This is a genomic window from Marinifilum fragile JCM 15579, assembly GCF_001310955.1.
Lineage (GTDB): Bacteria > Bacteroidota > Bacteroidia > Bacteroidales > Marinifilaceae > Marinifilum > Marinifilum fragile.
Genome location: NZ_BAZX01000009.1, coordinates 79,633 through 105,872 on the forward strand (window position 1 = coordinate 79,633; position 26,240 = coordinate 105,872).

The following is a 26,240-nucleotide window of genomic DNA, read 5'->3' on the forward strand; positions in this document are numbered from 1 at the left end:
CTGTCCTCTATTTTTGTTTCAATCCTAAAATTTCTCTTGCCTCAGCTGGAGTAGCAATTTCACGGCCTAATTCCTTAGCCAAACGAACCACTTTCTCAACCAATTGACCATTTGATTCTGCAACTTGTCCTTTAGCAATCATTGTATTGTCTTCGAATCCTACACGAACATGACCACCATCAACGATAGCAGCAACTGCCAATGGAAATTCAAAACGCCCAATTCCTGCAACAGTATATGTAGCATCAGCAGGGATACTTTCACGCAAGAAAACAAAATCACGAAGTGTACCGGAAATACCTCCATTAACACCCATTACAAAATCGAAGTGCATTGGCGACTGAATAAATCCCTTCTTGTGTAGACGCAGTGCCATATCGATCATTGATTTGTCAAACACTTCCAACTCAGGCTTAATGCCTCTTTCGATCATCTTTTCACCAAAGTATTTAATTGTATTCTCGGTGTTTTCGAAAATCTCATCTCCACCAAAATTCAATGTACCACAATCTAGAGTTGCCATTTCTGGATTTAACTCGGTTGGCTGCAATCTTTCATCGTTGCTCATTCCAACAGCTCCTCCAGTTGATGGCTGGATAATTACATCTGGATATTTTGCATGAATCGCATCCATAACCACCTTAAAACGATCTTTGCTTTGAGTAGGAGTACCATCATCTTCACGAACATGAAGGTGAATAATACTTGCACCAGCTTCGTAAGCTAAACCTGCTTCGCGAACACATTCTTCTACTGTGTATGGTACATTTGGATTATGCTCTTTAGTTACTTCGGCGCCGCAAATAGCAGCCGTGATGATCAATTTTTCCATGGCAATATTTTATTTACGTTGACAATTTTTAGGAGTAACACATGTTCCTGTAGCACGACAAACTACTACTGGCTCTTCAAGAAAATCTGCTGCCGATTCAGAGATATCAGTTCTAGGAACGATTACCTTGCGAGCTTCGAAAGTCATTTTACGACTTGAATTTCCTTCTTTAATGATTTCACCAACTGCTTCGATATAATCACCAGCATAAACAGGAGCTAAAAACTCAACATTTTCATAACCTGCGAATAATCCCTCGTCACCATCACGACGGATTAATAATTCTGTTGCTACATCACCAAATAACTGAAGCATTTTTGCTCCATCAACAAGATTTCCACCATAATGTGCGTCATGAGAACTCATACGCATTCTGATCATTGCCTTTTCCATTTGTCTATATTAGTTTAGTTGTTGTTAACGATATAATCCACAAAGATTGAAGGAGTTCTTACCTGTTCAGGGCTAATCTCTCCAACTTCAACCATCTTTTCTGCCTCAGCAATTACCAAGTCTGCAGCGGTAGCCATCAATGGGTTAAAGTTTTGAGTGGTTCCTTTGTAAATCAAGTTTCCTTGATTATCACTAATGCTTGCTCCAATTAATGCAATATCGGCACGCAAAGGTTTTTCTAGCAAATACTCCTTGCCATCTACTATTATAACTTCTTTTCCTTCAGCTATAATGGTACCTAAACCTGTTGGTGTAAGCACACCTCCCAAACCAGCTCCACCTGAACGCACACGTTCAGCAAGAGTTCCTTGAGGGCAAAACTCAACCTCAATTTCACCATTGTTCATCTGCTCGATAGTTGCAGGATTGGTACCAATATGAGAAGTGATTACCTTCTTCACTTGCTTATTAGCAATCAATTTACCAAGACCTTTATCTGCAAAAGCAGTATCATTACATATGATAGTTAAATTTTTAACACCAGCCTTTACTAGCTGATCAACCATATTATTTGCAGTTCCTACAGACATAAAACCACCAATCATAAGGGTCATTTCGTCTTTTACTTTCGACACTGCTTCATTAATTGAGATTATCTTGTTCATTGAAATAATTTTTTTGAAAGATTTCTTCTCATTCCCATATTTTCAAGGAAAATTAGAAATCACACTGATTAATTCATGTACAAATATAAAGGATTAATTAATTCTTGGAAACGATTGCAAATCTAGGTATTAAGACTGATTCTAAACGAAAAACTTCAAACCGAATTTTACTTATAACCATTCTAAACAAGATCAAAATCGAACGATTTTTCGTTAAAAAATCTAATTTTGATGTTATATTTTTAACTCTTTATTTAAAATTAACACAACATTTAAATCGTATACAAAAAAATAACTGCTGCAAAACATGTAATAAAGAATAATTCTAAGCATATGTTTTAGAACAGAAAGCTTAAAAAGACAAAAAATTCTACTCTATTTCAAAATCACATCAAGTTGCCATTCAACATATTTGAAAATCATATTAACTCACCAGATTTCACTACTTTTAATGCTCACAATTCAACCTTAATATTAAACAACCTAAACACACTTTTATGAAACAAAACCTAAAACTCATCTTTATTGCCTTTTTCATTCTAACAGTTCAAAATACATTTGGGCAAAAAGATCCTGTGATCAAGAAAATTATCGAGATAGGTAAAACTGATAACCAGTGCATGGATCATCTTGATATTCTTAGCAACCGCTTCGGAGGCAGACTGATTGGCTCAAACGCCTATGACAATTCAGCCGAATGGGCAGCAAGCAAATTCAAAGAATGGGGCATGGAAGTCATCATGGATGAAGTTGGCAGTCTTCCAGTAGGATTTAACCGTGGTCCATGGTTTGGAAGAATGCTTGGAGGCAGCAACATGCACCTTCACTTTGCAACACCTTCCTATACTTCCGGAACAAAAGGAGTACAAAAAGGACATGTGGTTCTGGAGCCGAAAACCCAACGACAGTTTGACCGAATGAAAGGCAAATTAAAAGGAGCCTGGGTACTTATTGGAGGTGACAATAAAGGATGGCCAATCGATTATTCGGAAAAAGCTGAAGAACACAGGCTGAAATTCGCGCCAAAAATGCAAAAATCGAAAAGAAAAACGATAGCATCAGACAAATTAATTGGAGAAACAGACATGGCGAACAAGTTGAATTGATTCCTTTGAAAGAGGAGCCGGGATTATTCTACAAGCAAATGGTAGATGCCGGAATCCTTGGTATCATTCAGTCGGCAAAACTTCCTATTACGGCCATGTACGACCGAAAGAACCTAATGAACATGACTTTCGAGACGCTACCTGAAATTCCGGACATCAAGCTGAACGAACATCAATACAAAATCATTGAACAAATGACAAAAGAACGCCAGCGATTTGAACTGGAGTTTGACATTCGCAACCATTTTAGAATGGGACCTGTGAAATACCATAGCGTAATTGGTGTAATTAAAGGCAGTAAATACCCAAATGAATATGTCATTATGGGTGGACATTTGGATGCTTTTGATATCGCAACAGGGGGTGTTGATAATGGTTCAGGAGTTAGTCCTGCCATGGAAGCTGCCCGCCTGATTATGAAAGCCGGGGGAAAACCGAAGAGAACCATTTTAGTTTGCCTTTGGGCAGGTGAAGAATTCGGATTGCTAGGTTCGAAACATTGGATCGAAACAAATCAGGACAAACTGGATAAAATTGCCAACATGTTCAATCGCGATAGCGGCCCAACAGCAACCACCAGCCTAAGTGTTACAGAAGCCATGTGGGACGACATGGAAAAAATCTGCAAACCACTATCAACAATCAATCCTGACATTCCATTTACATTGGAAAAACGCCAGTCAACCAAGCGTCCTAAAACTCCATGGGGAACCGACAGTGGTCCATTTGCAGTAGCAGGCGTTCCAACCATGGAATTCGGAAAAACAGATCACTTTGGATACGATTTCAACTACAGAGAAATCTGGCACACCGAAAGAGATCTGTACAATATGAGTATTGCTGAGTATCAGGAACACTCATCTATCGTGACAGCTGTTGTGGTATATGGAATCGCCAACTTGAATCATCTTCTATCTCGTCAGGGATATTATATAGCGGATGAGGATAATAAGGAGATAACAGAAAAGTAAGAAAACTCCCCTATACATTTAGTGAGTAAATACAAAACAACCCCGGGTATGGCAGTCTATTGACTCCATACCGGGGTTCATATTTTGAATTAAAAATATTTGCAACTTTCAAAGAGATGACAATCAGCATCTCTTTTTTCCTTACAAATTCCTATAAATTCGTACCTGTCTGAATCCAAGAATAAAGAGTGCAACCAACTTGATCACCTCCATCACCACATACATTAAGTGAACCGAACTTTTTTCGGGCTGCATGCCTTGCATGATCAGTTGAGCATGCTCATTAAGTTCAGGCAGAAGATAACCCGACTGCGCCACAATAAATGTAAATATAGTGATCCCTGTCACCACAACCACTTTATCGGTATAATGTACAAAAACGTATACCAGCAAGATTGCGGTAAAAATCCGTTCTACAAAATTCAATGCCCCAAACACATGCATCCCCACCTCTAAAGCTGTAGGAGTATCCAGTGATTCCGCACGAAATTTCACCCAGGCTTCCATAAAGCTAATGGCAAGAAGAAAACCTACCCAGATAAAAGTGACTACAAAACCGTATTTTATAAATTTACTCATGTCTTATCTTATTATTTTGAATGAATAAAAATAAGAAAAGAATACGAACTAGTTCCTCTGAATTTAAAAAAACATTCATGATTCATCATCCATTTCCTTGTCAACTCATCTTATCAGTACAAAAACCACAAACAAAAAAGACTTCATTAAAAATGAAGCCTTCTCTTTTATCTTGTACAAACTACTACTCTCTCCTACCCATATAAAGCATCACATAATACATTAGCGTTGCCAAAGATGATAGTGCAGCCACAATGTAGGTGTATGCCGCCCATCTTAGCGCATCATCAGCACTTTTTTGCGATTCATAGGTCGTAATTCCCGTTGTCTTTAACCACTTTAAAGCCCGATTACTTGCATCGATCTCAACCGGTAAGGTAATGAAACTAAACAATGTGGTTGCAGCAAACATTACAATCCCTGCCAGTAACAACTGGGGAAAAGAATTGATCATGATAATTCCTGCCAATAAAATCCACTGCACCCATTTTGAACTAAAGCTAACTACTGGCACCAAAGCCGATCTCATTTGCAACCACGAATAAGCCTGTGCATGCTGAATGGCATGACCAGTTTCATGCGCAGCAACTGCTGCTGCTGCAACATTTCGCCCATGATACACTTCCTGACTTAGATTAATTGTTTTCTCTGCAGGATTGTAATGATCTGACAGTTGTCCACTCACCGATCCAATTCTCACACCTGTAATTCCATGATCTTTCAACATTTGCTCTACTACCTCTTTCCCACTCATTCCATTTGAAGTAGGAATTTGAGAGTATTTTTGAAATCTCGACTTCAGCTGGTGACTCACCAACCAACTCAACAAAGTAAATCCTATAAAAATTATCCAAATACTCATATTCTCTCATTTTAATTATTTCAATTCACTTAAATCAAATTCTTTGCCAATATATAATCATTTCATATTAGTGTCGATTTGTCAGACCCAAGTTTGAGCGTTGCTGTTTGTATCACAATCAAAATCACACCCATAAACCAGTAATCCTAAAATCCAAATCTTTGAAATTCAGACAGATTTAAAAGTCAAATATCCAAAAAATCGCTACAATTCCTTAGATTTACACATATAATGCTTATTTTTGCCATTCCTTAAAAAAACTAATTCAACCAAAGAATGATCACCGAATCAGATTTTGATGACATAAGACCATATAACGATTCAGAGGTAGCTGAAGTGATTAATCGTCTTCTTCAAGAGGAAGCGTTTATTAAGTTTGCACAACAACTTTTTCCTGGTTTCACTAAAGAAATGATAGAAAAAGCCTTGAGCGAAGTTAAAAGCATCAAGGAGTTTCAGGGTAATTTTATTATCCGATTGGCGCAACACATTATCGACAACACTACCAAAGGAATCACTATTAACGGATTGGAAAACTTAGATCCTAAAGAAAGCTATCTATTCATTTCTGATCATCGTGATATTATCCTTGATTCAGCACTACTTAATGTAATGCTGCATCACCATGGTTTTGAAACAACGGAAATTGCAATTGGAAGTAACTTATTAATTCAGCCTTGGATTGCTGATTTAGTAAAGCTGAACAAAAGTTTTGTCGTAAACAGAAATGTAACTGTTCGCCAAATGTTGGAAAGCTCAAAACAACTTTCCAATTACATCAACTTTGCCTTGAACACAAAGAAATCCTCAATTTGGATTGCCCAACGCGAAGGACGAACAAAAGATGGCGACGACAGAACCCAACAAAGTCTTTTAAAAATGCTACAAATGAGTGGCGGAAAAGAATTTGGTTCTCACTTCAAAAATCTAAGAATTGTTCCTGTTGCCATTTCTTATGAATACGAGCCTTGCGATGCTATGAAAACTCTTGAGGTTCATTTAAAAGAAACAGAGTCAGGGTATAAAAAAACTGCGAAAGATGACCTAAGAAGCATGATTCGCGGAATGATTAACGAAAAAGGTCATGTTCACTTCCACATTGGCAAACCAATATCACATATGCTGGATACCATTGAAAATATGGACGAAAGCAAAGATAAATTCAAGGCTCTTGCTGATTTAATAGATTATAGAATTCACAAAAATTACAAGTTGTGGCCTGATAATTATATTGCTTATGACATTGTTCACGACAGCAAAGAGTTTCTTGACAAATACACCATTGAGGAAAAGGAATTGTTCCTTAAACACATGGAAAAGAAAATTGCCACAATAGAAGATCGTGCTGAAGATATTGAAAGACTACACCAAATATTTTTTGAAATCTATGCAAACCCTGTAAAAAACAGGCTAGAATTAACAAAACCAGAATTTGTTGAAGATTAAATAACTCAAAAGGCTTTTGTAACAAAAGCCTTTTTTATTGTTTTTTCTTTTTATTGAAAGAGAATTTTAATAATTTCGGTCAACGAAAAATCAACTAGACGAATATGAAATTGATAAAGTTTCTTCTGATCATGTCTACCTTTTTAATAATGGTAGCCGCAATTTTTAATCTTTTAAATGCCAATGCCGAAACACCGGACAGAACAGGCGTTTATATCGAGTTAGTGGTAATGTTCGTCCTTACTCTTACGATGGTATTATTGAACAGCGTAGAAAAAAAGATGAAACAATTGGAAAACAAACAGGATCAGGAGCTTTAACAGCTCCTTTTTTTTGTGTCTGAAATTTGCAATTTATAGGCATTAAGAAATTTAAAAAATTGAATTAGCTAAATCCTAAATAATGTTAAGGCTTGTTAATACTTTTTATATTTCAATAAAGATTTTGGTATATTCGAATGCAGGCTCAAAACAAAAAGAAAAAGTAATGCTTGAACAAACAAAAATTGTACTGTCTAATGTCAGCTTTGACTTAGGTTTATTTCGAAAAGAACTGATTAAGGCACTCAAATGGTTACAACCATCTGAAATTGTCGCTCTTAAAAACTGGTGTTCGGAAAACTTTTCAGGAAGGTTCGATGAAATCGCATCTGAAGTTCTCCACCCACAATTGTCTTTATAATATTTATAATAACGAATAACTAGGAGAGGTGCAACACACCTCTCTTTTTTGTGTTTGTAAATTCCTATCAGTGACCTATTTCCTATTCGAAAAATTAGCTTAACTTCGCAGCTGATAAAATTTAAAAAGATGATAAAGTTTAAGCGTCATATTAAAGTTGATGATCAGGTATTCGAAACCTGGTTTGGAATGGAGATTAAAAAAAAAGGCAATAGACCAAATGTTAGTATTTTTTACTATACTGATGATCCAAATGAAGAATTAAGTGTTCACCAACTAATCAAAGGGAACTTTACAAGCAAAGATGAAGCTGTAAAATACGGTACCCGATTCATGAGAAGAATGTACCAAGACATGTTAAAAAGAGAAACTTCTTCTGGAGAAGAAAACGAAGAAGATACGATACTATAAATCACTTCATAAAAAAACCCGATCGATTGATCGGGTTTTTCTTTATCTGAATTTCAAATTATTTTTTTCTATAATCCAATCCTAACTCTATCATTTGCTCATCAGCAATTGTAGATGGAGAATCGATCATTACATCACGACCAGAATTGTTTTTAGGGAATGCAATCACATCACGAATTGAATCAATTCCTGCAAACAATGATGCCAAACGGTCGAAACCAAAAGCAATACCACCATGAGGAGGTGCACCATACTGGAATGCATCCATTAAGAAACCAAACTGAGCTTTTGCTTCCTCATCAGTAAATCCAAGGTGTTTGAACATTTGAGCTTGCAATTCGGTATTGTGAATACGGATAGAACCTCCACCAATTTCAACACCATTAATAACAAGGTCGTAAGCATTTGCACGAACTTTTCCTGGCTCTGTTTCCAACATGTGGAAATCCTCTGCTTTAGGAGAAGTAAATGGGTGGTGCATTGCGTGATATCTTTGAGAATCCTCATCCCACTCCAAAAGAGGGAAATCTACAACCCACATTGGTTTGAATACGTTTTTGTCACGTAAACCTAACTGAGTACCCATTTCCAAACGAAGCTCACAAAGTTGAGTTAACGTTGATTTCTTATCACCAACCAAAATCAACATCAAATCTCCTGGTTTTGCACCACAAGCTTCAACCCATTTTTGCAAATCTTCAGCGCTATAGAATTTATCTACTGAAGATTTAAGTGAACCATCTTCGTTATATTTCACGTAAACCAACCCTTTAGCACCAATTTGAGGACGCTTAACAAAATCAGTTAATTTATCTAATTGCTTACGAGTATAATTTGCACAGCCTTCTGCACAAATGGCACCAATATATTCAGCCTCATCAAACACTTTAAAATCGTTACCTTTTGCAATTACACTCAGGTCGACAAACTCCATTTCGAAACGAATATCTGGTTTATCGCTACCATATTTTTCCATTGCAACAGCATAATCCATACGTGGGAAATCGTAATCGATATCCACATTTTTCAATTTCTTGAATAAATGCTTGGTCAACCCTTCGAAAGTATCTAAAATATCATCTTGTTCCACAAATGCCATCTCGCAATCAATCTGGGTAAACTCAGGCTGACGGTCAGCACGCAAATCCTCATCACGGAAACATTTTACAATTTGATAGTAACGGTCGAAACCTGAAATCATCAACAATTGTTTAAATACCTGTGGCGACTGTGGCAAAGCATAAAATTCACCCGGATTCATTCTCGATGGAACGATAAAGTCACGTGCTCCCTCAGGAGTAGATTTAATCAATACAGGAGTTTCTGTTTCGATAAAATTCAATTGGTCAAGATAGTTGCGAACCTCAATACCCATTTTGTGACGCATCACAAGATTTTCGCGAACACAAGAACGACGCAAATCAAGATAACGGTATTTCATTCTTAACTCATCACCACCATCGGTATCATCTTCAATTGTGAATGGAGGCAAAGCCGATTTGCTCAATACCTCAAGTTTTTCAGCAATAATCTCGATATCACCTGTAAGTATTTTACTGTTTTTGCTTTCTCTCTCTGCAACTTTACCTGTAATGGCAACAACGAACTCACGTCCTAGCTTACGAGCCTGCCCACACAATTCAGCATTTGTCTCCATATTGAAAACAAACTGTGTAATGCCGTAACGATCTCGAAGATCGACAAAAGTCATTCCACCTAAATCGCGCGCTTTTTGCACCCAACCACTTAATGTTACCGTTTCGTTTACATTCTCAATTCTTAATTCTCCACAAGTATGAGTTCTGTACATCTTTTACCAATTAATTGAATTAAACTAGCTTTTAGCCTTTAGCTATTAGCTCTTAGCTTTTAAAATTCCGCACCAGAACATCCAAATCATACCATCGATTCTAAAATGGAATTCATTCTTTGTTACTGGTTTTGTTAACTTTGCGAAAATACTAACAATTTGTGAAACAGAACAGCTTTCATTAACAGATTTATAAAAAAGATTATTTATGAATTCGAACGATACAATTACTCCATTTTCCGATGAATATTTTATGAAACAAGCCATGCAGGAAGCCTACAAAGCTTTTGAAGAAGATGAGATCCCTGTAGGCGCAGTAATCGTTAGTAACAACAGGATAATTGCCCGTTCGCACAATTTAACTGAGCGATTGAACGATGTAACTGCACATGCCGAAATGCAAGCCATTACTTCGGCTGCCAATTATTTGGGCGGAAAATATTTAAAAGATTGCACCCTTTATGTTACTTTGGAACCTTGTAATATGTGCGCTGGTGCTTTGGCATGGTCGCAAATCACCCGAATTGTTTATGCTGCTGGAGATGAAAAAAGAGGCTTCACAAGATTTACTCCTTCTCCCTTACATCCGAGAACCGAAATTACATCAGGAATACTAGAAGAGGAAAGCTCAGAGCTTATAAAAAGTTTTTTCTCAAAAAAGAGGAGCTAGTCTTAAAAAAATCGAATCAAAATTATTTTTTTACAAAAAAAGATTACTTTTGTGATCGGCTTTAAATTTTTAAGCAGATTTTGTTAGCTATAATTCATCTGTCTAAAAACAAAAAAGCATACTACCGTCCAACCCATTTTATAATTCATTCTCTTTTTTAGAAAGCGAGTAAAGCGCAATTATTTGCGGTATGATTTATTATTATACGTAAAACGATTATCTTTATTAGTAAACTTTTAAAAAAGGATACCATGAGTGCACACAACGAAGCAAAAATGGGCGAAATTGCCGAAACAATACTTTTACCAGGAGATCCATTAAGAGCAAAATATATTGCTGATAACTTTTTGGAAGATGTAGTATGCTACAACCAAGTAAGAAACATGCTTGGATTTACAGGAACTTACAAAGGAAAAAGAATTTCGGTTCAAGGAACAGGAATGGGAGTTCCATCAATCTCTATTTACACTCATGAATTGATCAACCAATATGGTGTAAAAAACTTGATTAGAATTGGAACTTGTGGTTCATTCAACAAAGATGTTCACGTACGCGACGTAATTTTATCAATGACATCATGTACCGATTCTGCAATTAACAGAAACTTGTTTAGAGGTATGGATTATGCTCCATGTGCTGACTTTGGCTTGCTAAGCGATGCACACAAGGCTGCTGTTGAAAAAGGCGTGAACGTAAAAGTTGGATCAACTTTAACATCAGATGTTTTCTATCACGACCTTAACAACAACCCTGAACCGTTTAAACTATGGGCAGATTATGGAGTATTGGCTGTTGAAATGGAAGCTACTGCTTTATATACTTTAGCTGCTCGTTATAACGCAAAAGCACTGGCAATTATGACCGTAAGTGATCACATTCTTACTGGTGAAGAAACAAGTGCTGATGAGCGTCAAACCACTTTGAACACAATGATTGAAATTGGTTTGGAAACTGCAATTAGGCAATAATTTTAGATCAGATACATTTTAATGTACAGAATGGAGGGGCTATCGGGGCTCCTCTTTCTTTTTGGCATACATCTAAAATTTCATTAAAAAAGCTTGACTGGATATTGCCAGACAAGCTTCGGATATTTTATAAAGAACTATTTTTCTTCAACAGCAAATCCCAATTCCTGTAACTGCTCCCAAAACTCAGGGTAAGATTTTTTCACCACTTCAGGATCGTTGATTACAACATCAGGACGAACAAAAGCCACTGGCGCAAACGCCATAGCCATTCTATGATCGTGATAGGTTTCGATAACAATATTCTCATCCTCCTCTTTTCGTTCACCATCCCAGGCCAATTCACCTTCTGCAGGTTCATGAAGAATATATCCCAATTTGCCCAACTCGGTAATTAAAGCATGAATTCTATCGGTTTCTTTGATCTTAAGAGTTTCCAATCCTTTAAAGTGAAATGGAATTCCTTTTAGGCAGGAACACACGGCAAAAGTTTGTGCCAAATCGGGCATTTGCAAGAAATCATATAATAACCTTTTACAATCACTCTCCTTCTTTTCTATAAACATGCCTCGTTTCGAGTATTGTGTTTTCACACCCAACTTTTCGAACACAGGCACCAATCCCGAATCTCCCTGGAAACTTCTTCTTCTCAATCCATCAAGGTACAATTTCCCTTCAGCGGCCAAAGCCATAAACGACCACCAGTATGATGCTCCTGACCAATCGCCTTCAACCGTATACGGAATTCTTTGGTAAGCTTGTTTGGCAACAAATATCTCCTGTCCTTTAAATTCCGATTTTACACCAAACTCTTCCATAATATTAAGAGTCATTTCGATGTACGATCGTGAAACCACATCTCCTTTCAACTTAATGCGTAAACCGTTTTCCAAACTTGGTGCAATTAGTAAGAGCGCCGATATGTATTGCGAACTGGTATCACCCTTCAATTCTACTTCCTTACCGGTGATATTCGATCCAAAAATCTTTAGCGGAGGATATCCTTCTTTCTCCAGGTAAGAAATTTGAGCTCCCAACGAATTTAATGCATCCACCAAAACACCTATTGGACGTTCTTTCATTCTATCAGATCCTGTCAAAGTCCATTCACCAACAATTTTTGACAAATATGCGGTCAAAAAACGCATGGTTGTCCCTGCATGACCTACATCAAAAGTATTGGTATTCGAGAATAAAATGTTTTGCATCACTCTCGAATCATCACAATCAGATAGATTTTTAATTGGCTCAAAACTATTGCTCAAAGCATTAATTATCTGCACTCGATTCGAAATACTTTTCGATGATGGAAGTACAACTCTTCCTTCCAGAACTTTATTAGGTTTAGAAATGGAATATTGCATGATCTATTGATTTTGTAGTTATACCGATTATTAATTAGTAAAATTCATTTGATTGCTGCGCACTAATGAATAACTAATTATATATCGGCATTTCAATTAAATATTTCTCTATTTCGCAAATTGCTCACAGAGAAATTTAAATGGTTACACAAAAATAGGCCAACAATTATGAATGATTGTTGGCCGACATATCATTAAAAGTAAAACTCTTTAAAAATGAAATAAAGAATCTACTTCGAAACTCGTATTCAATTTGTCGCGACCTTTTAAAAAGTCAAGCTCTACAAGGAAATTTACAAAAGCCTTGTTCACACCACATTTTGCAAGTAGGTTGATAGAAGCTGCTGCTGTACCTCCTGTTGCCAACAAATCGTCATGCAACAAAACAACATCATCTTCAGTTAAAGCATCCTGGTGGATGTGAATTTCATCCTCGCCATACTCTAAAGTATATTTTTCAGAGTACGTTGCAGCAGGCAATTTACCTGGTTTACGAATCGGCACAAATCCAGCATTTAATTTGTAAGCCAACACTGTTCCCAAAATAAAACCACGACTCTCTAATCCTACTACCTTGGTAATTCCTTTGTCTTTATATTGCTCGTATAATGTTTCTACTAATGTTGCCACATGCTTTTCATCTTTCAACATTGTAGTAATATCTTTAAAAACGATTCCTTCCTTTGGGAAGTCAATCACATCTCTGATTGAATTTTTTGCTTCTTGAAGTCTTGCTTCCATTATCATTTTATTTTTCCAGGTGTAAAAAACACAAATCCGAGTTGGCTAAAAGGCGCAACAATTCGGAAGAAGTGGAACATTCACCCCCTCATCACTTATATTATTCAAAATATTTACTTGATAAAGTGTGGGATAATTCCGGGTAAAAATAGAAAAGTCCGTTTAAATAAACATTATAAATTGCAAAAATCGCACAATCTTTTTACAGATATTTAAATAAAGACTATCAACAACATTGAGGAAGATATTTTCGATTAGTTATTGTCGAATATATCCATTAGTTTTTACCTTTGGTGTGGAATTTTACACACAAAACATGACAATCAACAATCAAAATCGAGCAAGCTGGATTAAACTAGCCTACTATTTATTAATATTCCTTTTTTTAGCTTCAATTATTCTTCTGTTGTATTTAAATATCAACAAACCATATCAGGTAATTGGAATAATCAGTGCGTTTGTTATTTCGGCAATTGCTTTTCATTTCATTTAAATTTTAATTTCATCATATATAAGGAAGGTGATGATAAAATCATTCTTCGATACTATCCTCTTCATCCCTTTCATGATAATTTTAAATCCATTGAGATTCCTAAAAATTGCTTTGCCAAGTACGATTTGGAGACAAAAACTTTTGGACTTAAGCCAATTGTTACACTATATCAATTAACCGACAAAGGAATTGCAAAGTACCCATCGGTTTGTTTGTCTGCACTTTCCAAATCTGAAAGAAAGAAATTAATAGATTCTCTATCTCGAAATAGTCTGAAAAAGTAATTCAGGGCATACTATATTACTTTATTCATCGTTAGCCATACCATATAACAAATAAACTTCAGAATGAAATTTAAAACTCTTGTAGCAATTTTGCTATGCACACTATCTTTAAATACTCTTGCGCAAAACAACGATTTACGCCTTAATATAGGAATTCCTTTAGGCAAGTATGGCAAATTCGATCACAACTTTGCAGGATCTGATGAAACCAACTATCCTTCAATTTTAATACAACTTGAAAAAGGATGGCAGGAAAACTTGAGCATAGGTGCGTATATTGGTTATGCAGGACAGAAACATGAATACGATTTTGGCCACAGCGAAATAAATTACAATTATTACCGATTGGGAAGTGTACTTACTTATAAATTGAATGATTGGCTATCAGGCATGAATATCTCCACTGGTTATGATGTTGATTTGTACACTTCAGTTAAAGCTGGTTTTTCTTTGGAGCATAAGAAATATGAGAACACAAGACCCAATGCAAGTTCGGATGCAGTATATTCAGACAATACTTCAAACGATTTGTTGTTTGATTTAGGAGTTGTACTTGGCGCACGTTATCATTTTTCAAATCAATTTGGATTATTTACAGAATTAGGCTGGGCTAATGCCGGATTTTTAACCATCGGAACAACATTTACTTTATAAATATTTTGTAAATTCATATCCAGATTATTACAATCCTATTAATAAGGTATGGATAGAATTTACAAAATTGCTTTAAGCTTTATAAATGGCTTTGGACCCGTAAATATTAAAAAGTCTATTGCCTATACTGGCAGCATTGAAGCTTTTTTTACAGAGAAGAAACAAAACCTTCTGAAAATTCCAGGAATTGGTCAGGCATTTATTCAAAAGTTAGACCGAGAAGCATCTCTTCTTCAGGCTGAAGAGGAGCTTAAATTCATTGAGAAAAATGAAATTCAAATTGCATTTTATCTCGAAGACAACTATCCAAAAAGACTACTTAACTGTTCCGATTCTCCTTGCACACTATATTATAAAGGTACTGCTGATTTGAATGCCAGCAGAAACATCAGCATAGTTGGCACAAGAAATGCCAGCGATTATGGGAAAGAGCAATGCTCTAAACTAGTTAAGGATCTATCGGAAAAATCAATAAAAACCACAATAATTAGCGGACTGGCTTACGGCATAGATATTTGTGCACACAAGGCTGCCATGCAATATCAACTTCCAACCATAGCTGCTATTGGTCATGGCTTTCAGCAAATGTACCCGGCTCAACACAGAAACTATGCCGAGGAGATCATCCATAAAAGTGGAGCAATTGTTAGTGAATTTACCTCAAACAGTAAGTTTGATCCAAAAAACTTTGTCCGACGCAACAGAATAATTGCTGGCATGTCGGACGCAACCATAGTAATAGAATCTGCCCGAAAGGGCGGTTCATTGGTAACTGCTGATATTGCTAACTCATACAATAGAGATGTATTTGCTTTTCCTGGAAGAATCAGCGATAAATATTCCGAAGGATGTAATTTCCTAATCAAAACCAACCAAGCTCACTTAATAGAAAACATCTCAGACTTGGAGTATATCTTAGGTTGGGACGATCAGACTAAAAAAACAAAGGAGATTCAAACCAGACTCTTTGTAGAACTTACCAAGGAGGAGGAAAAAATAATCTCGACACTTCGAGATTTAGAAAAAACACCTATTGATTTAATTTGTTTGAAAAGTTCATTTCCGATGAGCAAGGTGTCAAGTTTGCTCTTAAAACTAGAATTTGATGGCATGGTGAAGTCACATCCTGGAAAAATCTACTCCTTAAATTCATGAAAATTGTCAATTTTTATGCTTTCATGTTGTAGAACAGAAATTAAGCCTTTTTATCTAGTTGATTCATTGCATATTACAATTTCCGAAAACGTTATAAAAAAAATCAGCTTTTAATTTGTGATTATGAAAATTTGTCTACATTTGACACCAAGAACTAATAATTAAAACACAACAAACAATTTTAATTTCATAACAAGTTTGGATATGGAAGCAAAAATAATTGAATTCATGGATAGCCTTAAGGCTAAAACTCCAGGTGAAGCTGAGTTCCATCAGGCAGTACAAGAAGTAGTAGAAACAGTTTGGGAAACTTATGATTCTAACCCAAAGTACAAGGCAGCTAAGATTCTTGAAAAAATGTGTGAGCCTGAGCGCGTAATCATGTTCCGCGTACCATGGATCAACGATAACGGTGAAGTTGAAATCAACCGTGGATACCGCGTTGAATTCAATAGTGCAATTGGACCTTACAAAGGTGGTTTACGTTTCCACCCTTCTGTAACGTTAAGTGCATTAAAATTCTTAGGTTTCGAGCAAACTTTCAAGAATTCATTAACTACTCTTCCTATGGGTGGTGGTAAAGGTGGTTCTGACTTCAACGCAAAAGGAAGATCAGACAACGAAATTATGCGCTTCTGCCAAAGTTTCATGACTGAGCTTTGCAAGCACATTGGTCCTAACACTGACGTACCTGCAGGTGATATAGGTGTTGGTGGTCGTGAGATCGGATACCTATTCGGACAGTACAAGAGAATCCGTAACGAGTTTACCGGAGTATTAACTGGTAAGCCACTTGAGTTCGGTGGATCTTTGATTCGTCCAGAAGCTACTGGTTTCGGTTCTGTTTACTTCGCACAACACATGTTGGCTGAGAATGGTGAAACTTTAGAAGGTAAAACTGTTGCTCTTTCAGGTTTCGGTAATGTAACTTGGGGTGCTGCTCTTAAATTAACTGAGCTAGGTGCTAAAGTTGTTACTATTTCAGGTCCTGACGGATATGTATATGACAAAGAAGGTTTGAATGCTGAGAAGATTGAATACCTATTGGATCTTCGTGCTACAAACAACGACATCGTTTCTCCTTATGCTGAAAAATTCGGTGCTGAATTCTTCGCTGGTAAGAAGCCTTGGGAGTGTAAAGTTGATTTAGCTTTCCCATGTGCTATCCAAAACGAGTTGAACGAAGACGATGCTAAGCAATTAGTTGCTAACGGATGTAAGTACGTAGTAGAAACTTCAAATATGGGTTGTACTGCTGAAGCAATGATTTACTTGGTTGAAAATGCAATTTTCGCTCCTGGAAAAGCTGCTAATGCTGGTGGTGTTGCAGTTTCAGGTTTAGAAATGTCTCAAAACTCATTACGTTTCAACTGGTCTGCTGAAGAAGTTGACGAGAAGTTGGGTCGTATCATGAAGGACATTCACGAAACTTGTGTGAAGTTCGGTAAGAACGGTGAAAACATCAACTACGTTAAAGGTGCTAACATTGGTGGCTTCGTAAAAGTTGCTGAAGCTATGCTAGCTCAAGGATGCGTTTAATATGAATTACGCCTAATATATAAAAAAGCCGGCTCTGCCGGCTTTTTTTGTACTGATTTCTGTTCAAATTCCTTTTGTATTCCTGTTGCGATTCAATAAGTTTGCACAAAAAGTAAAAATATGAATCTAATCGATACTCATTCGCATATTTACTCCGAAGATTTTAATGATGACATTAATCAAATCATTGAAAATTCAAAGGAGGCAGGAGTTGAAAAAATACTTTTACCCAATATCAATTCTCAATCAATTGATCAAATGCATTCTTTGGAAAGGATGTTTCCAGGCTACTGTATTCCGATGATGGGATTACATCCTACTTCTGTAAAGGAGAATTTTCAGGATGAATTAAATATTTGCAAAAATTGGTTAAACTCAAGAAAATACTGTGCAATTGGTGAAATTGGAATTGATTTGTACTGGGATAAAACATTCGTAAAAGAGCAACAAATTGTTTTCGATACTCAAATTAATTGGGCATTAAAATTCAATCTGCCAATAGTGATCCATTCCAGAGAATCTTTCGATGAAATATTTGAGATATTGGAAAATTATAAGAATTCTAACTTAAGAGGAGTATTTCATAGTTTTTCAGGAAATCTTGAGCAAGCAAATAAAGCAATTGAATTAGGTTTCTTACTTGGTATAAATGGGATTGTAACTTTTAAAAATTCAGGTTTAGATAAAACCATTGCCAAAGTACCCCTAGAAAAGTTAATGCTGGAAACAGATGCGCCTTACCTGGCTCCTGTTCCCAAAAGAGGGAAACGAAACGAAAGCTCATACGTGAGATACACCGCACAGAAAATTGCAGAAATTTATCAGACCAAAATAGAAAGAGTGGCAGAAATCACGAGCTACAATGCAAGAAATTTGTTCAACTTATAACACCTCTCTCAATGGACAAAAAACAAACTTCTATTCTAATATTATATACCGGAGGTACAATCGGTATGGTAAACGATCCCGAAACAGGATCGTTAATTCCTTTTGATTTTGATCACATCGTAAAACAGGTTCCAGAATTAAAGGAATTCGGATACGAACTTACTTCCATCGCTTTTGATCCATTAATCGATTCTTCAAATTTAAACCCTGAAGTCTGGGTGAAAATTGCAGAACTGATTAAAGAGAATTATAACAATTACGATGGATTTGTTGTGCTTCACGGAACAGACACAATGTCCTTTACTGCATCTGCATTAAGCTTTATGCTTGATAATTTGCAAAAACCGGTAATATTAACTGGATCCCAATTACCAATTGGCACCTTAAGAACCGATGGAAAAGAAAACCTAATAACAGCTATTGAGATAGCGGCAGCTTATAAAAATGGACAAGCAATGGTGCCAGAGGTTTGTATTGTATTCGAAAATCAATTGTTCAGAGGAAACAGAACTACAAAGCACAATGCAGAACATTTTAATGCATTCTATTCATACAATTATCCTGATTTGGCAAAAATAGGAATCAATATCAATTACAATTATTCAGCTATTCATTATCCAAGTCATCCAAAACAACTCGAAATTAGTACAGAGTTTGATACCAATATCGCCATTTTAAAAATCTTCCCTGGAATCAACAAACAAGTGGTCGATTCCATATTAAATATCGAAGGTTTAAAAGGAGTGGTAATGGAAACATATGGTGCGGGCAATGCTCCAACCGACAAATGGTTTATCGACTCTATCAAAGAGGCAATCAATCGAGGGATTGTTATATACAACATTACCCAATGTGCCGCAGGAAGTGTTGAAATGGGGCTATATGAAACAAGTTTAGAGCTACTTAAGGCAGGTGTAGTGAGCGGGCATGACATTACTACAGAGGCTGCAATTAGCAAACTAATGTTTATCTTGGGTAAAAAGCTAGACATGCCACAAACCAAATTGCTTTTAAATAAATCTCTAAAGGGCGAATTAAGCCAATAGAATATTTGTTTTTCACATTTTTTTTGTAATTTGGTGCACTGTTTAAAGCTTTCTATATTACATAAATACCAAATCACAGGTAGTTGAAAGCATTATAAACAGAATAGTTTTAAAGAATAATATACAAACAACTAAGGAATTAGTTGTTTAAAAGATCGCAATCGTTTAATTTTGTAAAAAATAATTTCGTTAATTAAAATTTGAAAAACAGACTATGAAAAAGTTATTTGCATTTATAGCAGTTATCGGGATGCTAAGCTTAGGAGCATCATCTTACGCAGTTGCTCAGGATGAGACAGCAGAAACTACCGTAGATACAACTCAGGTTGCAGAGGAAACTACAGTTGAAGAGCCTGCAGCTAAAGTTATGGAAGAAGAAGCTATCGAAAGCACATCTTTCCACAAAGTTGTTAAGAAGCAATTCATCCAAGGTGGTGCAATGTTTATGAGCTTCGTATTGCTAGCTCTTATCTTAGGTCTTGCTTTGTCTATTGAAAGAATCATTTACTTGAACCTTTCAACTACAAACACTAAGAAATTAATTGCTAACCTTGAAGATGCATTAAACAACGGTGGTGTTGAAGCTGCTAAAGAAGTTTGTAGAAATACTCGTGGTCCTATCGCTAGCATTTTCTACCAAGGTCTTGACCGTATCGACGAAGGTATTGAAGTAGTAGAAAAATCAGTTGTTTCTTATGGATCAGTTCAAATGGGTCTATTGGAAAAAGGTCTTTCTTGGATTGGTTTGATGATCGGTTTGGCACCTATGTTAGGATTTATGGGTACTGTAATCGGTATGATTGATGCTTTCGACTCAATTCAGTCTATGGGTACTATTTCTCCAGCAGCTGTAGCAGGTGGTATTAAAATCGCTTTGATTACAACTGTATCTGGTTTGATCGTAGCAATGATCCTTCAAGTATTCTACAACTACTGTACTGCTAAAGTTGACAGTATTGTAAACAACATGGAAGATGCTTCAATCTCTCTTCTTGATATCCTTGTAAAATACAACATGAAAAAATAATTATAGACTATGTCAAATACATTGAGTAAATATTTAAATATTCTTACCTATGTAATGATTGGTCTAACAGCTATTTTTGTGATCATGTTTTACTTAGGTGGAGAAATCCCAAACCAAGCACACACAACTCCAGTTTACACTGACCTTTTGATCAACTGGGCTAAAGTATTGTTTTTTGCATCTGCTGCATTATCAATTCTATTCCCAATCATTCAGATCGTTGTTAACCCTAAAGGAGCTCTTAAAGGTTTGATGGGATTAGTAGTACTTGGATTAGTAGTCCTTGTATCATACAGCATGTCAGACGCTACTTTGTTAGACCTTCCAGGTTATACAGGTACTGACAACAACCCTGCTTCACTTCAATTTGCTGATACAGTACTTTACACTATGTATATCCTAGGTATAGGAACTGTAGCATCAATTGTAGTTACTGAAATTATTAGAAGATTACGTTAAGAATATGATCCGAGTTTACGGATTCGGATCGCAATACCTTTATTATGGCAAGAAAAACACCAGAGATTAACTCAAGTTCGATGGCCGATATTGCATTCTTGTTGCTGATTTTCTTCTTGGTTTCGACTACTATGGATGTGGATACTGGTATCTATAAAAAATTACCTCCTATTCCAGAAGATCAAACTAATGATGAAGAAGTTAAGGTGAAAAAACGTAATGTTTTAGCGATATTGGTAAACCGTAACGATGAGTTGTTGGTGAATGGTGAACTTTTGGATATCTCGCAGTTGCGTGAGAAAACCAAAGAGTTTATCCTGAATCCAAACAACAGTGAAGACCTTCCTGAAAAACAAGTTAAAACAATTCCATATTTTGGAGATGTTATGGTTTCGAAAGGATTGGTTTCATTGCAGAACGACCGCGGTACGAGTTACGAAATGTATATTAGAGTACAGGATGAGCTTGCAATTGCTGCTCGTGAATTAAAAGACGAAAAAGCAATGTCTAAATGGGGAAAAGTATACAGTGAATTGGATGATGAACAACAAGAAGCTGTAAAAAAATATGTCCCTATGGCAATATCCGAGGCTGAACCTAAAAACGTAGGAGGGAAAAGATAATGTCAAAATTTAGAAAAGAAGGAGGCAAAGAACTTCCAGAAATTTCAACAGCGTCACTTCCTGATATTGTATTTATGCTTCTATTCTTCTTCATGGTATCAACTACCATGCGTGATGTAGAATTGAACGTAAGCTATGTACAGCCACAAGCTAAGGAATTGACAAAGCTTGAGAAAAAGGACTTGGTAAGCAACATCCATGTGGGTGTTCCTTTAAGAAAGTATCAAAAGACTTTTGGTACCGAATCAAGAATCCAATTGAACGATCAGTTTGCAACTGTTGATGATATTCAATCTTTCATTGCATCAGAAAGAGAAGCAAGAAAAGAAGAATTACGTAACAAGTTGACAACCTCTCTAAAAGTTGACAGATACACAAAAATGGGTATCATTGTTGACATTAAACAAGAGTTAAGAAAAGCAAGTGCTTTGAAGCTGAACTATTCAGCTCTTCAAGGTGCTGATGAAAAATAAAATTTTTCGCGCTTAAAATATAAAAGGAGTCCATTAGGACTCCTTTTTTATGAAATTAATTTCATAAAAAAAGCTTGGAAATACATCCAAGCTTATTGTGACCCGTACAGGATTCAAACCTGTGACCTTCAGAACCGGAATCTGATGTTCTATTCAGCTAAACTAACGGGCCAATGTGTGCACAAATTTAAAAAATTATTTTGTTCTCCTTTCCTACTCTAACATTCAATCTATAATTGATTTTCATCAACTCTTCTAAAGCTCTATTAACCAATTTTTAATAATAACATCAGTTCACTCAAAAACAGCTCTTTTATTTCTAAACTTTTACTAATTTTGCGGACTGAATACATTGAAATAACCATATTTTATCAAAATATTACAATGGAGTACACATTTAAAGAAATAGAACAAAAATGGCAGAAATACTGGAGCGACAATAAAACCTACAAGGTTGATGTCGATGCAGACAAGCCAAAATTTTACGTGCTTGATATGTTCCCATACCCATCTGGAGCTGGATTACATGTTGGTCACCCACTAGGTTACATTGCGTCTGATATCTATTCTCGTTATAAAACCCTCAAAGGTTTTAATGTACTCCACCCAATGGGATACGATGCTTACGGATTACCTGCAGAACAATATGCAATTCAAACAGGCCAACACCCAGCAATTACCACTGAGCAAAACATTACACGTTATAGAGAACAATTGGACAAAATTGGATTCTCTTTCGATTGGGACAGAGAAGTTCGCACTTGTGATCCTGAATATTACAAATGGACACAATGGGCATTCATTCAAATGTTCAACCACTATTTCGATAACGAAACAGAAAAAGCTCAACCAATTTCAGCTTTGGTAGAAAAATTCGAGGCTGAAGGAAATGCAAATGTTAATGCTGCTTGTTCTGAAACTGAAACATTCACAGCGGAAGAATGGAAATCTTTATCAAATACAGCACAACAAGAAATTCTTTTGAATTATCGTTTGGCTTACCTTGCAGATACCATGGTAAACTGGTGTCCTGAATTGGGAACGGTTTTAGCCAATGATGAAGTAAAAGATGGTTTATCTGAACGTGGAGGACATCCTGTCGTGCAAAAGAAAATGCGTCAGTGGTCACTTCGTGTGTCGGCATACGCTAAAAGATTATTGGATGGCCTTGACAATTTGGAATGGACTGATTCTTTGAAAGAAATTCAAAAGAACTGGATTGGACGTTCCGTTGGTGCAGAGGTAAATTTTGGAGTGAAAGGTTCTGATATCAAAATGGAAATCTTTACCACTCGTCCTGACACTATTTTTGGAGTTACTTTTATGGTTTTGGCTCCTGAAAGTGAATTAGTCGATTCTTTAACTACTCCAGAATGTAAAGAAAAGATTGATGCATATATTGAAGCTACCAAGAAAAGAACAGAAAGAGAACGTTTGGCTGATGTTAAGACTGTAAGCGGAGAATTTACAGGAGCATATGCAATCCACCCATTTACAGGTGAAGAAATTCCAATTTGGGTAAGTGATTACGTTTTGGCTGGATATGGAACAGGTGCAATTATGGCCGTTCCGGCACATGATAGTAGAGATTATGCTTTCGCTAAAAAATTCGATTTACCAATTATTCAGGTTGTTTCTGGCGGTGACATTTCTGAGGAATCATATGATGCTAAAGAGGGCCAATCAATGAACTCTGATTTCCTGAACGGATTAGATGTTAAGGATGCTATTGTTAGAGCAAATGAAGAAGTTGAAGTAAGAGGCTTAGGTAAGAAAAAAATCAACTATAGATTGAGAGATGCAATTTTCTCTCGTCAGAGATATTGGGGAGAACCATTCCCAGTGTATTTCAAAGAAAACATGCCATACATGATGGAGTTGGATCAGTTACCTTTGGAATTGCCTGAGATTGACAAATACTTGCCAACCGAAAACGGTGAACCACCATTGGGACGTGCAAAAAATTGGACAACAGCAGATGGTCACCCAATCGAATTAAACACTATGCCTGGATTTGCTGGATCATCAGCATATTATCTGCGTTATATGGATCCACGCAACAACGATGCATTGGTTTCTAAAGAAGCTAATGAGTACTGGCAAGATGTTGACTTGTACATTGGTGGTACCGAGCATGCAACTGGTCACTTGATTTATTCTCGTTTCTGGAACAAATTCTTATTCGATATTAACGAAGTTTGTAAGGATGAGCCTTTCAAGAAATTGATTAACCAAGGGATGATCCAAGGTCGTTCAAACTTTGTTTACAGAGTAAAAAATACCAACAAGTTCGTTTCTTTTGGACTGAGAAAAGAGTACGACACTACCGCTATTCACGTAGACGTAAACATCGTGAAGAATGATGTATTGGATACAGAAGCTTTTAAGGCATGGAGACCTGAATTTAATAATGCAGAATTCATTCTTGAAGATAACAAATACGTTTGTGGTTGGGCTGTTGAAAAAATGTCGAAGTCGATGTTCAACGTCGTGAATCCAGATGTGATTGTAGAAGAATATGGTGCTGATACGCTTCGTCTGTACGAAATGTTCCTTGGACCATTGGAAGCTCACAAACCATGGGATACTAATGGTATTGATGGAGTTCATAAATTCTTAAAGAAACTTTGGAGATTATTCTACAATGGAGAAAACTTTGAAGTTTCTGAGGTAGAACCTACAAAAGATGAGTTGAAAGTTCTTCATAAAACCATTAAGAAAATTCAGGATGATATTGAGAGATTTTCTTTCAATACATCAATTTCTGCTTTCATGATTTGTGTGAACGAATTAAGTAGCTTAAAGTGTAACAATAAGGCAATATTAGAAGATTTCTTAAGACTTCTTGCTCCTTTTGCTCCGCACATCTCTGAAGAATTATGGAACAAGTGTGGTAATAACGAAAGTATAACCAAAGCAAGTTTCCCTGAATTCAACGAAAGTTTTATTGCTGAAGATACTCACTCATACCCAGTATCATTTAATGGTAAGATGAGATTTAAGTTAGAGTTATCATTAAATCTGAGCAAGGATGAGATTGAACAGGAAGTTCTGAATTGCGAACAATCTCAAAAATGGATAGATGGTAAAACACCTAAAAAGGTAATTATTGTTCCTAAAAAGATAATCAACATAGTAGTTTAAAGTAGAAAACAATAAGCAAAATTTATAATCAGGCTTCGTTTTTCAAATAAACGGAGCCTTTTTCTTCACATTGAATTATTTTTAAATTAGAATGAAATTCTCTATTAAAGAATTAAAATCATATGCTATTATTACACTTGGGTTGTGTGTTTATAGCTTTGGATGGACTGCATTTTTGATTCCTTCAGAAATTGTAGCAGGTGGTGCTGGTGGTATTGGAACCCTTATTTATTACGCTTCCGGAGAAACTATTCCCGTTGGTACTCATATCTTGTAATCAATGTTTTTTTGATTTTAATTGCTCTACGTGTACTGGGTAGTAAGTTCGGAATAAAAACCATATTTGGGATTGTTGTAGGTTCCATTTTATTAACACTACAACAAAGAATTTTTTCAGAACCTTTAGTGGATGACAAATTTATGGCAACTATTATTGGTGGTATTTTAGGCGGAGCAGGTATTGGAATCACTTTTACACAGGGAGGAAGTACAGGAGGAACTGACATTATCGCCATGATGATTAACAAATATTACAATATAAGTCCTGGCAGAATTATTCTCTATCTGGATATTTTTATCATCGCATCTTCTTATTTTCTTTTTAAAGATATCTCAACCATTGTATATGGATACGTTGTAATGGGAGTTGCAGCCTATGCTATTGATATGGTTATATCCGGAGCAAAACAATCTGCTCAATTATTCATCATATCGCCTTATCATGAAGAAATTGCACAGAGAATTGGCACAGAAACCGGGAGAGGAATTTCTATGATACACAGCACAGGTTGGTATTCAAAAGAAGAAAGCAGAATGTTAATGATTGTAGTTCGTAAACATGAAACACAACGTATTTTCAAATTAATTAAAGAAATCGACTCGGAAGCTTTTATTTCAATGGCTTCGGTAATGGGAGTTTATGGCTTAGGCTTTGAAGAAATTAGAGCTTAAAACTA

27 protein-coding genes, 1 tRNA gene and 1 pseudogene are annotated in these 26,240 nt (G+C 36.2%); 20 read left to right on the top strand and 9 right to left on the bottom strand.

Annotation, left to right across the window (positions count from 1 at the left end; genetic code table 11):
* Window positions 1-7: 7 nt before the first annotated feature.
* Genes kce through JCM15579_RS08955 form a run of 3 tightly spaced genes read right to left on the bottom strand, consistent with a single transcriptional unit; the run spans window position 8 to window position 1,890 of the window.
* Window positions 8-832, bottom strand: a complete 825-nt coding sequence (kce, locus tag JCM15579_RS08945; RefSeq protein ID WP_054718837.1) for a 3-keto-5-aminohexanoate cleavage enzyme — start codon at window positions 830-832, stop codon at window positions 8-10.
* A gap of 9 nt (window positions 833-841) precedes the next feature.
* Window positions 842-1,225 carry a 3-aminobutyryl-CoA ammonia lyase gene (kal, locus tag JCM15579_RS08950; protein ID WP_054718840.1) on the bottom strand — a complete coding sequence of 128 codons (384 nt, stop codon included), beginning with the start codon at window positions 1,223-1,225 and terminating at the stop codon, window positions 842-844.
* A 14-nt stretch (window positions 1,226-1,239) separates the two neighbouring features.
* On the bottom strand, window positions 1,240-1,890 hold the full coding sequence (locus JCM15579_RS08955) for a CoA transferase subunit A (RefSeq protein ID WP_054718843.1): 651 nt from the start codon (window positions 1,888-1,890) through the stop codon (window positions 1,240-1,242).
* Between the two features lie 497 nt (window positions 1,891-2,387).
* Between JCM15579_RS08955 and JCM15579_RS20750 the strand changes: the two genes are divergently transcribed.
* Both JCM15579_RS20750 and JCM15579_RS20755 read left to right on the top strand, forming a co-directional pair.
* Window positions 2,388-2,996 (top strand): zinc-binding metallopeptidase family protein, encoded by a 609-nt coding sequence (locus JCM15579_RS20750; RefSeq protein ID WP_218186117.1) that lies wholly within the window; start codon window positions 2,388-2,390, stop codon window positions 2,994-2,996.
* A gap of 5 nt (window positions 2,997-3,001) precedes the next feature.
* Window positions 3,002-3,967 (top strand): M28 family metallopeptidase, encoded by a 966-nt coding sequence (locus JCM15579_RS20755; RefSeq protein ID WP_218186118.1) that lies wholly within the window; start codon window positions 3,002-3,004, stop codon window positions 3,965-3,967.
* A gap of 141 nt (window positions 3,968-4,108) precedes the next feature.
* Here the strand turns inward: JCM15579_RS20755 and JCM15579_RS08965 are convergent, their stop codons facing one another.
* Complete coding sequence (locus JCM15579_RS08965; RefSeq protein ID WP_054718845.1) at window positions 4,109-4,546, bottom strand: hypothetical protein; 438 nt, start codon at window positions 4,544-4,546, stop codon at window positions 4,109-4,111.
* A gap of 184 nt (window positions 4,547-4,730) precedes the next feature.
* Window positions 4,731-5,408, bottom strand: a complete 678-nt coding sequence (locus tag JCM15579_RS08970) for a zinc metallopeptidase (protein ID WP_054718849.1) — start codon at window positions 5,406-5,408, stop codon at window positions 4,731-4,733.
* 276 nt (window positions 5,409-5,684) lie between these two features.
* On the opposite strand from JCM15579_RS08970, the gene JCM15579_RS08975 reads away from it, so the two are divergent.
* The 4 genes from JCM15579_RS08975 to JCM15579_RS08990 all read left to right on the top strand — a co-directional run bounded on the left by JCM15579_RS08975 (window position 5,685) and on the right by JCM15579_RS08990 (window position 7,946).
* Window positions 5,685-6,854: a 1-acyl-sn-glycerol-3-phosphate acyltransferase gene (locus JCM15579_RS08975; protein ID WP_054718852.1), complete on the top strand. Its 1,170-nt coding sequence runs from the start codon at window positions 5,685-5,687 to the stop codon at window positions 6,852-6,854.
* A gap of 104 nt (window positions 6,855-6,958) precedes the next feature.
* A complete protein-coding gene (locus JCM15579_RS08980; RefSeq protein WP_054718855.1) occupies window positions 6,959-7,174 on the top strand; it encodes a hypothetical protein in 216 nt (71 codons plus the stop codon).
* 166 nt (window positions 7,175-7,340) lie between these two features.
* Entirely contained in the window at window positions 7,341-7,535 is a 195-nt protein-coding gene (locus JCM15579_RS08985; protein WP_054719019.1) for a hypothetical protein, read from the top strand.
* Window positions 7,536-7,664: 129 nt separating this feature from the next.
* Window positions 7,665-7,946 (top strand): hypothetical protein, encoded by a 282-nt coding sequence (locus tag JCM15579_RS08990; protein ID WP_054718858.1) that lies wholly within the window; start codon window positions 7,665-7,667, stop codon window positions 7,944-7,946.
* A gap of 58 nt (window positions 7,947-8,004) precedes the next feature.
* Here JCM15579_RS08990 and aspS read toward each other — a convergent pair whose 3' ends face one another.
* Window positions 8,005-9,756 carry an aspartate--tRNA ligase gene (gene aspS, locus JCM15579_RS08995; protein WP_054718861.1) on the bottom strand — a complete coding sequence of 584 codons (1,752 nt, stop codon included), beginning with the start codon at window positions 9,754-9,756 and terminating at the stop codon, window positions 8,005-8,007.
* A 208-nt stretch (window positions 9,757-9,964) separates the two neighbouring features.
* Between aspS and JCM15579_RS09000 the strand changes: the two genes are divergently transcribed.
* Both JCM15579_RS09000 and deoD read left to right on the top strand, forming a co-directional pair.
* A complete protein-coding gene (locus tag JCM15579_RS09000; protein ID WP_054718864.1) occupies window positions 9,965-10,426 on the top strand; it encodes a nucleoside deaminase in 462 nt (153 codons plus the stop codon).
* A gap of 251 nt (window positions 10,427-10,677) precedes the next feature.
* A complete protein-coding gene (gene deoD, locus JCM15579_RS09005) occupies window positions 10,678-11,394 on the top strand; it encodes a purine-nucleoside phosphorylase (protein WP_054718867.1) in 717 nt (238 codons plus the stop codon).
* Between the two features lie 137 nt (window positions 11,395-11,531).
* On the opposite strand, the gene JCM15579_RS09010 is transcribed toward deoD, so the two are convergent.
* Together JCM15579_RS09010 and JCM15579_RS09015 are read right to left on the bottom strand one after the other, a co-directional pair.
* Complete coding sequence (locus JCM15579_RS09010; protein ID WP_054718870.1) at window positions 11,532-12,758, bottom strand: 3-phosphoshikimate 1-carboxyvinyltransferase; 1,227 nt, start codon at window positions 12,756-12,758, stop codon at window positions 11,532-11,534.
* A gap of 210 nt (window positions 12,759-12,968) precedes the next feature.
* Entirely contained in the window at window positions 12,969-13,499 is a 531-nt protein-coding gene (locus JCM15579_RS09015; protein WP_172677405.1) for an adenine phosphoribosyltransferase, read from the bottom strand.
* A gap of 840 nt (window positions 13,500-14,339) precedes the next feature.
* Between JCM15579_RS09015 and JCM15579_RS09020 the strand changes: the two genes are divergently transcribed.
* The 9 genes from JCM15579_RS09020 to JCM15579_RS09060 all read left to right on the top strand — a co-directional run bounded on the left by JCM15579_RS09020 (window position 14,340) and on the right by JCM15579_RS09060 (window position 22,140).
* Window positions 14,340-14,930: a putative outer membrane beta-barrel protein gene (locus tag JCM15579_RS09020; RefSeq protein WP_054718876.1), complete on the top strand. Its 591-nt coding sequence runs from the start codon at window positions 14,340-14,342 to the stop codon at window positions 14,928-14,930.
* Between the two features lie 48 nt (window positions 14,931-14,978).
* A complete protein-coding gene (gene dprA / locus JCM15579_RS09025; RefSeq protein ID WP_054718879.1) occupies window positions 14,979-16,085 on the top strand; it encodes a DNA-processing protein DprA in 1,107 nt (368 codons plus the stop codon).
* A gap of 204 nt (window positions 16,086-16,289) precedes the next feature.
* The gene (gene gdhA / locus JCM15579_RS09030) at window positions 16,290-17,624 is read left to right on the top strand and encodes an NADP-specific glutamate dehydrogenase (RefSeq protein WP_054719022.1); all 1,335 of its coding nucleotides are present in this window, start codon (window positions 16,290-16,292) and stop codon (window positions 17,622-17,624) included.
* Window positions 17,625-17,744: 120 nt separating this feature from the next.
* Window positions 17,745-18,512, top strand: coding sequence for a TatD family hydrolase (locus JCM15579_RS09035; protein WP_054718884.1), 768 nt, complete (start codon window positions 17,745-17,747; stop codon window positions 18,510-18,512).
* A gap of 11 nt (window positions 18,513-18,523) precedes the next feature.
* Entirely contained in the window at window positions 18,524-19,558 is a 1,035-nt protein-coding gene (locus JCM15579_RS09040) for an asparaginase (RefSeq protein WP_054718887.1), read from the top strand.
* A gap of 214 nt (window positions 19,559-19,772) precedes the next feature.
* Window positions 19,773-20,585, top strand: coding sequence for a MotA/TolQ/ExbB proton channel family protein (locus JCM15579_RS09045; RefSeq protein WP_054718890.1), 813 nt, complete (start codon window positions 19,773-19,775; stop codon window positions 20,583-20,585).
* Between the two features lie 9 nt (window positions 20,586-20,594).
* The gene (locus tag JCM15579_RS09050; RefSeq protein ID WP_054718893.1) at window positions 20,595-21,044 is read left to right on the top strand and encodes a hypothetical protein; all 450 of its coding nucleotides are present in this window, start codon (window positions 20,595-20,597) and stop codon (window positions 21,042-21,044) included.
* Window positions 21,045-21,088: 44 nt separating this feature from the next.
* The gene (locus tag JCM15579_RS09055) at window positions 21,089-21,667 is read left to right on the top strand and encodes an ExbD/TolR family protein (RefSeq protein ID WP_054718896.1); all 579 of its coding nucleotides are present in this window, start codon (window positions 21,089-21,091) and stop codon (window positions 21,665-21,667) included.
* Complete coding sequence (locus tag JCM15579_RS09060; protein WP_054718899.1) at window positions 21,667-22,140, top strand: ExbD/TolR family protein; 474 nt, start codon at window positions 21,667-21,669, stop codon at window positions 22,138-22,140. Before JCM15579_RS09055 ends, JCM15579_RS09060 begins: the two co-directional genes overlap by 1 nt.
* Before the next feature lie 98 nt (window positions 22,141-22,238).
* Here the strand turns inward: JCM15579_RS09060 and JCM15579_RS09065 are convergent.
* Window positions 22,239-22,312: transfer RNA gene (locus tag JCM15579_RS09065), tRNA-Arg, on the bottom strand.
* Window positions 22,313-22,524: 212 nt separating this feature from the next.
* On the opposite strand from JCM15579_RS09065, the gene leuS reads away from it, so the two are divergent.
* The 3 genes and pseudogenes from leuS (at window position 22,525) to JCM15579_RS21405 (ending at window position 26,235) form a co-directional block, all read left to right on the top strand.
* Window positions 22,525-25,284, top strand: coding sequence for a leucine--tRNA ligase (leuS, locus tag JCM15579_RS09070; RefSeq protein WP_054718902.1), 2,760 nt, complete (start codon window positions 22,525-22,527; stop codon window positions 25,282-25,284).
* A 91-nt stretch (window positions 25,285-25,375) separates the two neighbouring features.
* Window positions 25,376-25,968: pseudogene (locus JCM15579_RS21400) on the top strand (YitT family protein); the annotation flags it as partial.
* 87 nt (window positions 25,969-26,055) lie between these two features.
* Complete coding sequence (locus JCM15579_RS21405; protein WP_262493505.1) at window positions 26,056-26,235, top strand: DUF2179 domain-containing protein; 180 nt, start codon at window positions 26,056-26,058, stop codon at window positions 26,233-26,235.
* Window positions 26,236-26,240: the final 5 nt, after the last annotated feature.

Bases quoted from the DNA above. Each gene is read 5' to 3' on its own strand.
- kce (WP_054718837.1), bottom strand. From the start codon at position 832: ATGGAAAAATTGATCATCACGGCTGCTATTTGCGGCGCCGAAGTAACT.
- kal (WP_054718840.1), bottom strand. From the start codon at position 1,225: ATGGAAAAGGCAATGATCAGAATGCGTATGAGTTCTCATGACGCACAT.
- JCM15579_RS08955 (WP_054718843.1), bottom strand. From the start codon at position 1,890: ATGAACAAGATAATCTCAATTAATGAAGCAGTGTCGAAAGTAAAAGAC.
- JCM15579_RS20750 (WP_218186117.1), top strand. From the start codon at position 2,388: ATGAAACAAAACCTAAAACTCATCTTTATTGCCTTTTTCATTCTAACA.
- JCM15579_RS08965 (WP_054718845.1), bottom strand. From the start codon at position 4,546: ATGAGTAAATTTATAAAATACGGTTTTGTAGTCACTTTTATCTGGGTA.
- JCM15579_RS08970 (WP_054718849.1), bottom strand. From the start codon at position 5,408: ATGAGTATTTGGATAATTTTTATAGGATTTACTTTGTTGAGTTGGTTG.
- JCM15579_RS08975 (WP_054718852.1), top strand. From the start codon at position 5,685: ATGATCACCGAATCAGATTTTGATGACATAAGACCATATAACGATTCA.
- JCM15579_RS08980 (WP_054718855.1), top strand. From the start codon at position 6,959: ATGAAATTGATAAAGTTTCTTCTGATCATGTCTACCTTTTTAATAATG.
- JCM15579_RS08985 (WP_054719019.1), top strand. From the start codon at position 7,341: ATGCTTGAACAAACAAAAATTGTACTGTCTAATGTCAGCTTTGACTTA.
- JCM15579_RS08990 (WP_054718858.1), top strand. From the start codon at position 7,665: ATGATAAAGTTTAAGCGTCATATTAAAGTTGATGATCAGGTATTCGAA.
- aspS (WP_054718861.1), bottom strand. From the start codon at position 9,756: ATGTACAGAACTCATACTTGTGGAGAATTAAGAATTGAGAATGTAAAC.
- JCM15579_RS09000 (WP_054718864.1), top strand. From the start codon at position 9,965: ATGAATTCGAACGATACAATTACTCCATTTTCCGATGAATATTTTATG.
- deoD (WP_054718867.1), top strand. From the start codon at position 10,678: ATGAGTGCACACAACGAAGCAAAAATGGGCGAAATTGCCGAAACAATA.
- JCM15579_RS09010 (WP_054718870.1), bottom strand. From the start codon at position 12,758: ATGCAATATTCCATTTCTAAACCTAATAAAGTTCTGGAAGGAAGAGTT.
- JCM15579_RS09015 (WP_172677405.1), bottom strand. From the start codon at position 13,499: ATGGAAGCAAGACTTCAAGAAGCAAAAAATTCAATCAGAGATGTGATT.
- JCM15579_RS09020 (WP_054718876.1), top strand. From the start codon at position 14,340: ATGAAATTTAAAACTCTTGTAGCAATTTTGCTATGCACACTATCTTTA.
- dprA (WP_054718879.1), top strand. From the start codon at position 14,979: ATGGATAGAATTTACAAAATTGCTTTAAGCTTTATAAATGGCTTTGGA.
- gdhA (WP_054719022.1), top strand. From the start codon at position 16,290: ATGGAAGCAAAAATAATTGAATTCATGGATAGCCTTAAGGCTAAAACT.
- JCM15579_RS09035 (WP_054718884.1), top strand. From the start codon at position 17,745: ATGAATCTAATCGATACTCATTCGCATATTTACTCCGAAGATTTTAAT.
- JCM15579_RS09040 (WP_054718887.1), top strand. From the start codon at position 18,524: ATGGACAAAAAACAAACTTCTATTCTAATATTATATACCGGAGGTACA.
- JCM15579_RS09045 (WP_054718890.1), top strand. From the start codon at position 19,773: ATGAAAAAGTTATTTGCATTTATAGCAGTTATCGGGATGCTAAGCTTA.
- JCM15579_RS09050 (WP_054718893.1), top strand. From the start codon at position 20,595: ATGTCAAATACATTGAGTAAATATTTAAATATTCTTACCTATGTAATG.
- JCM15579_RS09055 (WP_054718896.1), top strand. From the start codon at position 21,089: ATGGCAAGAAAAACACCAGAGATTAACTCAAGTTCGATGGCCGATATT.
- JCM15579_RS09060 (WP_054718899.1), top strand. From the start codon at position 21,667: ATGTCAAAATTTAGAAAAGAAGGAGGCAAAGAACTTCCAGAAATTTCA.
- leuS (WP_054718902.1), top strand. From the start codon at position 22,525: ATGGAGTACACATTTAAAGAAATAGAACAAAAATGGCAGAAATACTGG.
- JCM15579_RS21405 (WP_262493505.1), top strand. From the start codon at position 26,056: ATGATACACAGCACAGGTTGGTATTCAAAAGAAGAAAGCAGAATGTTA.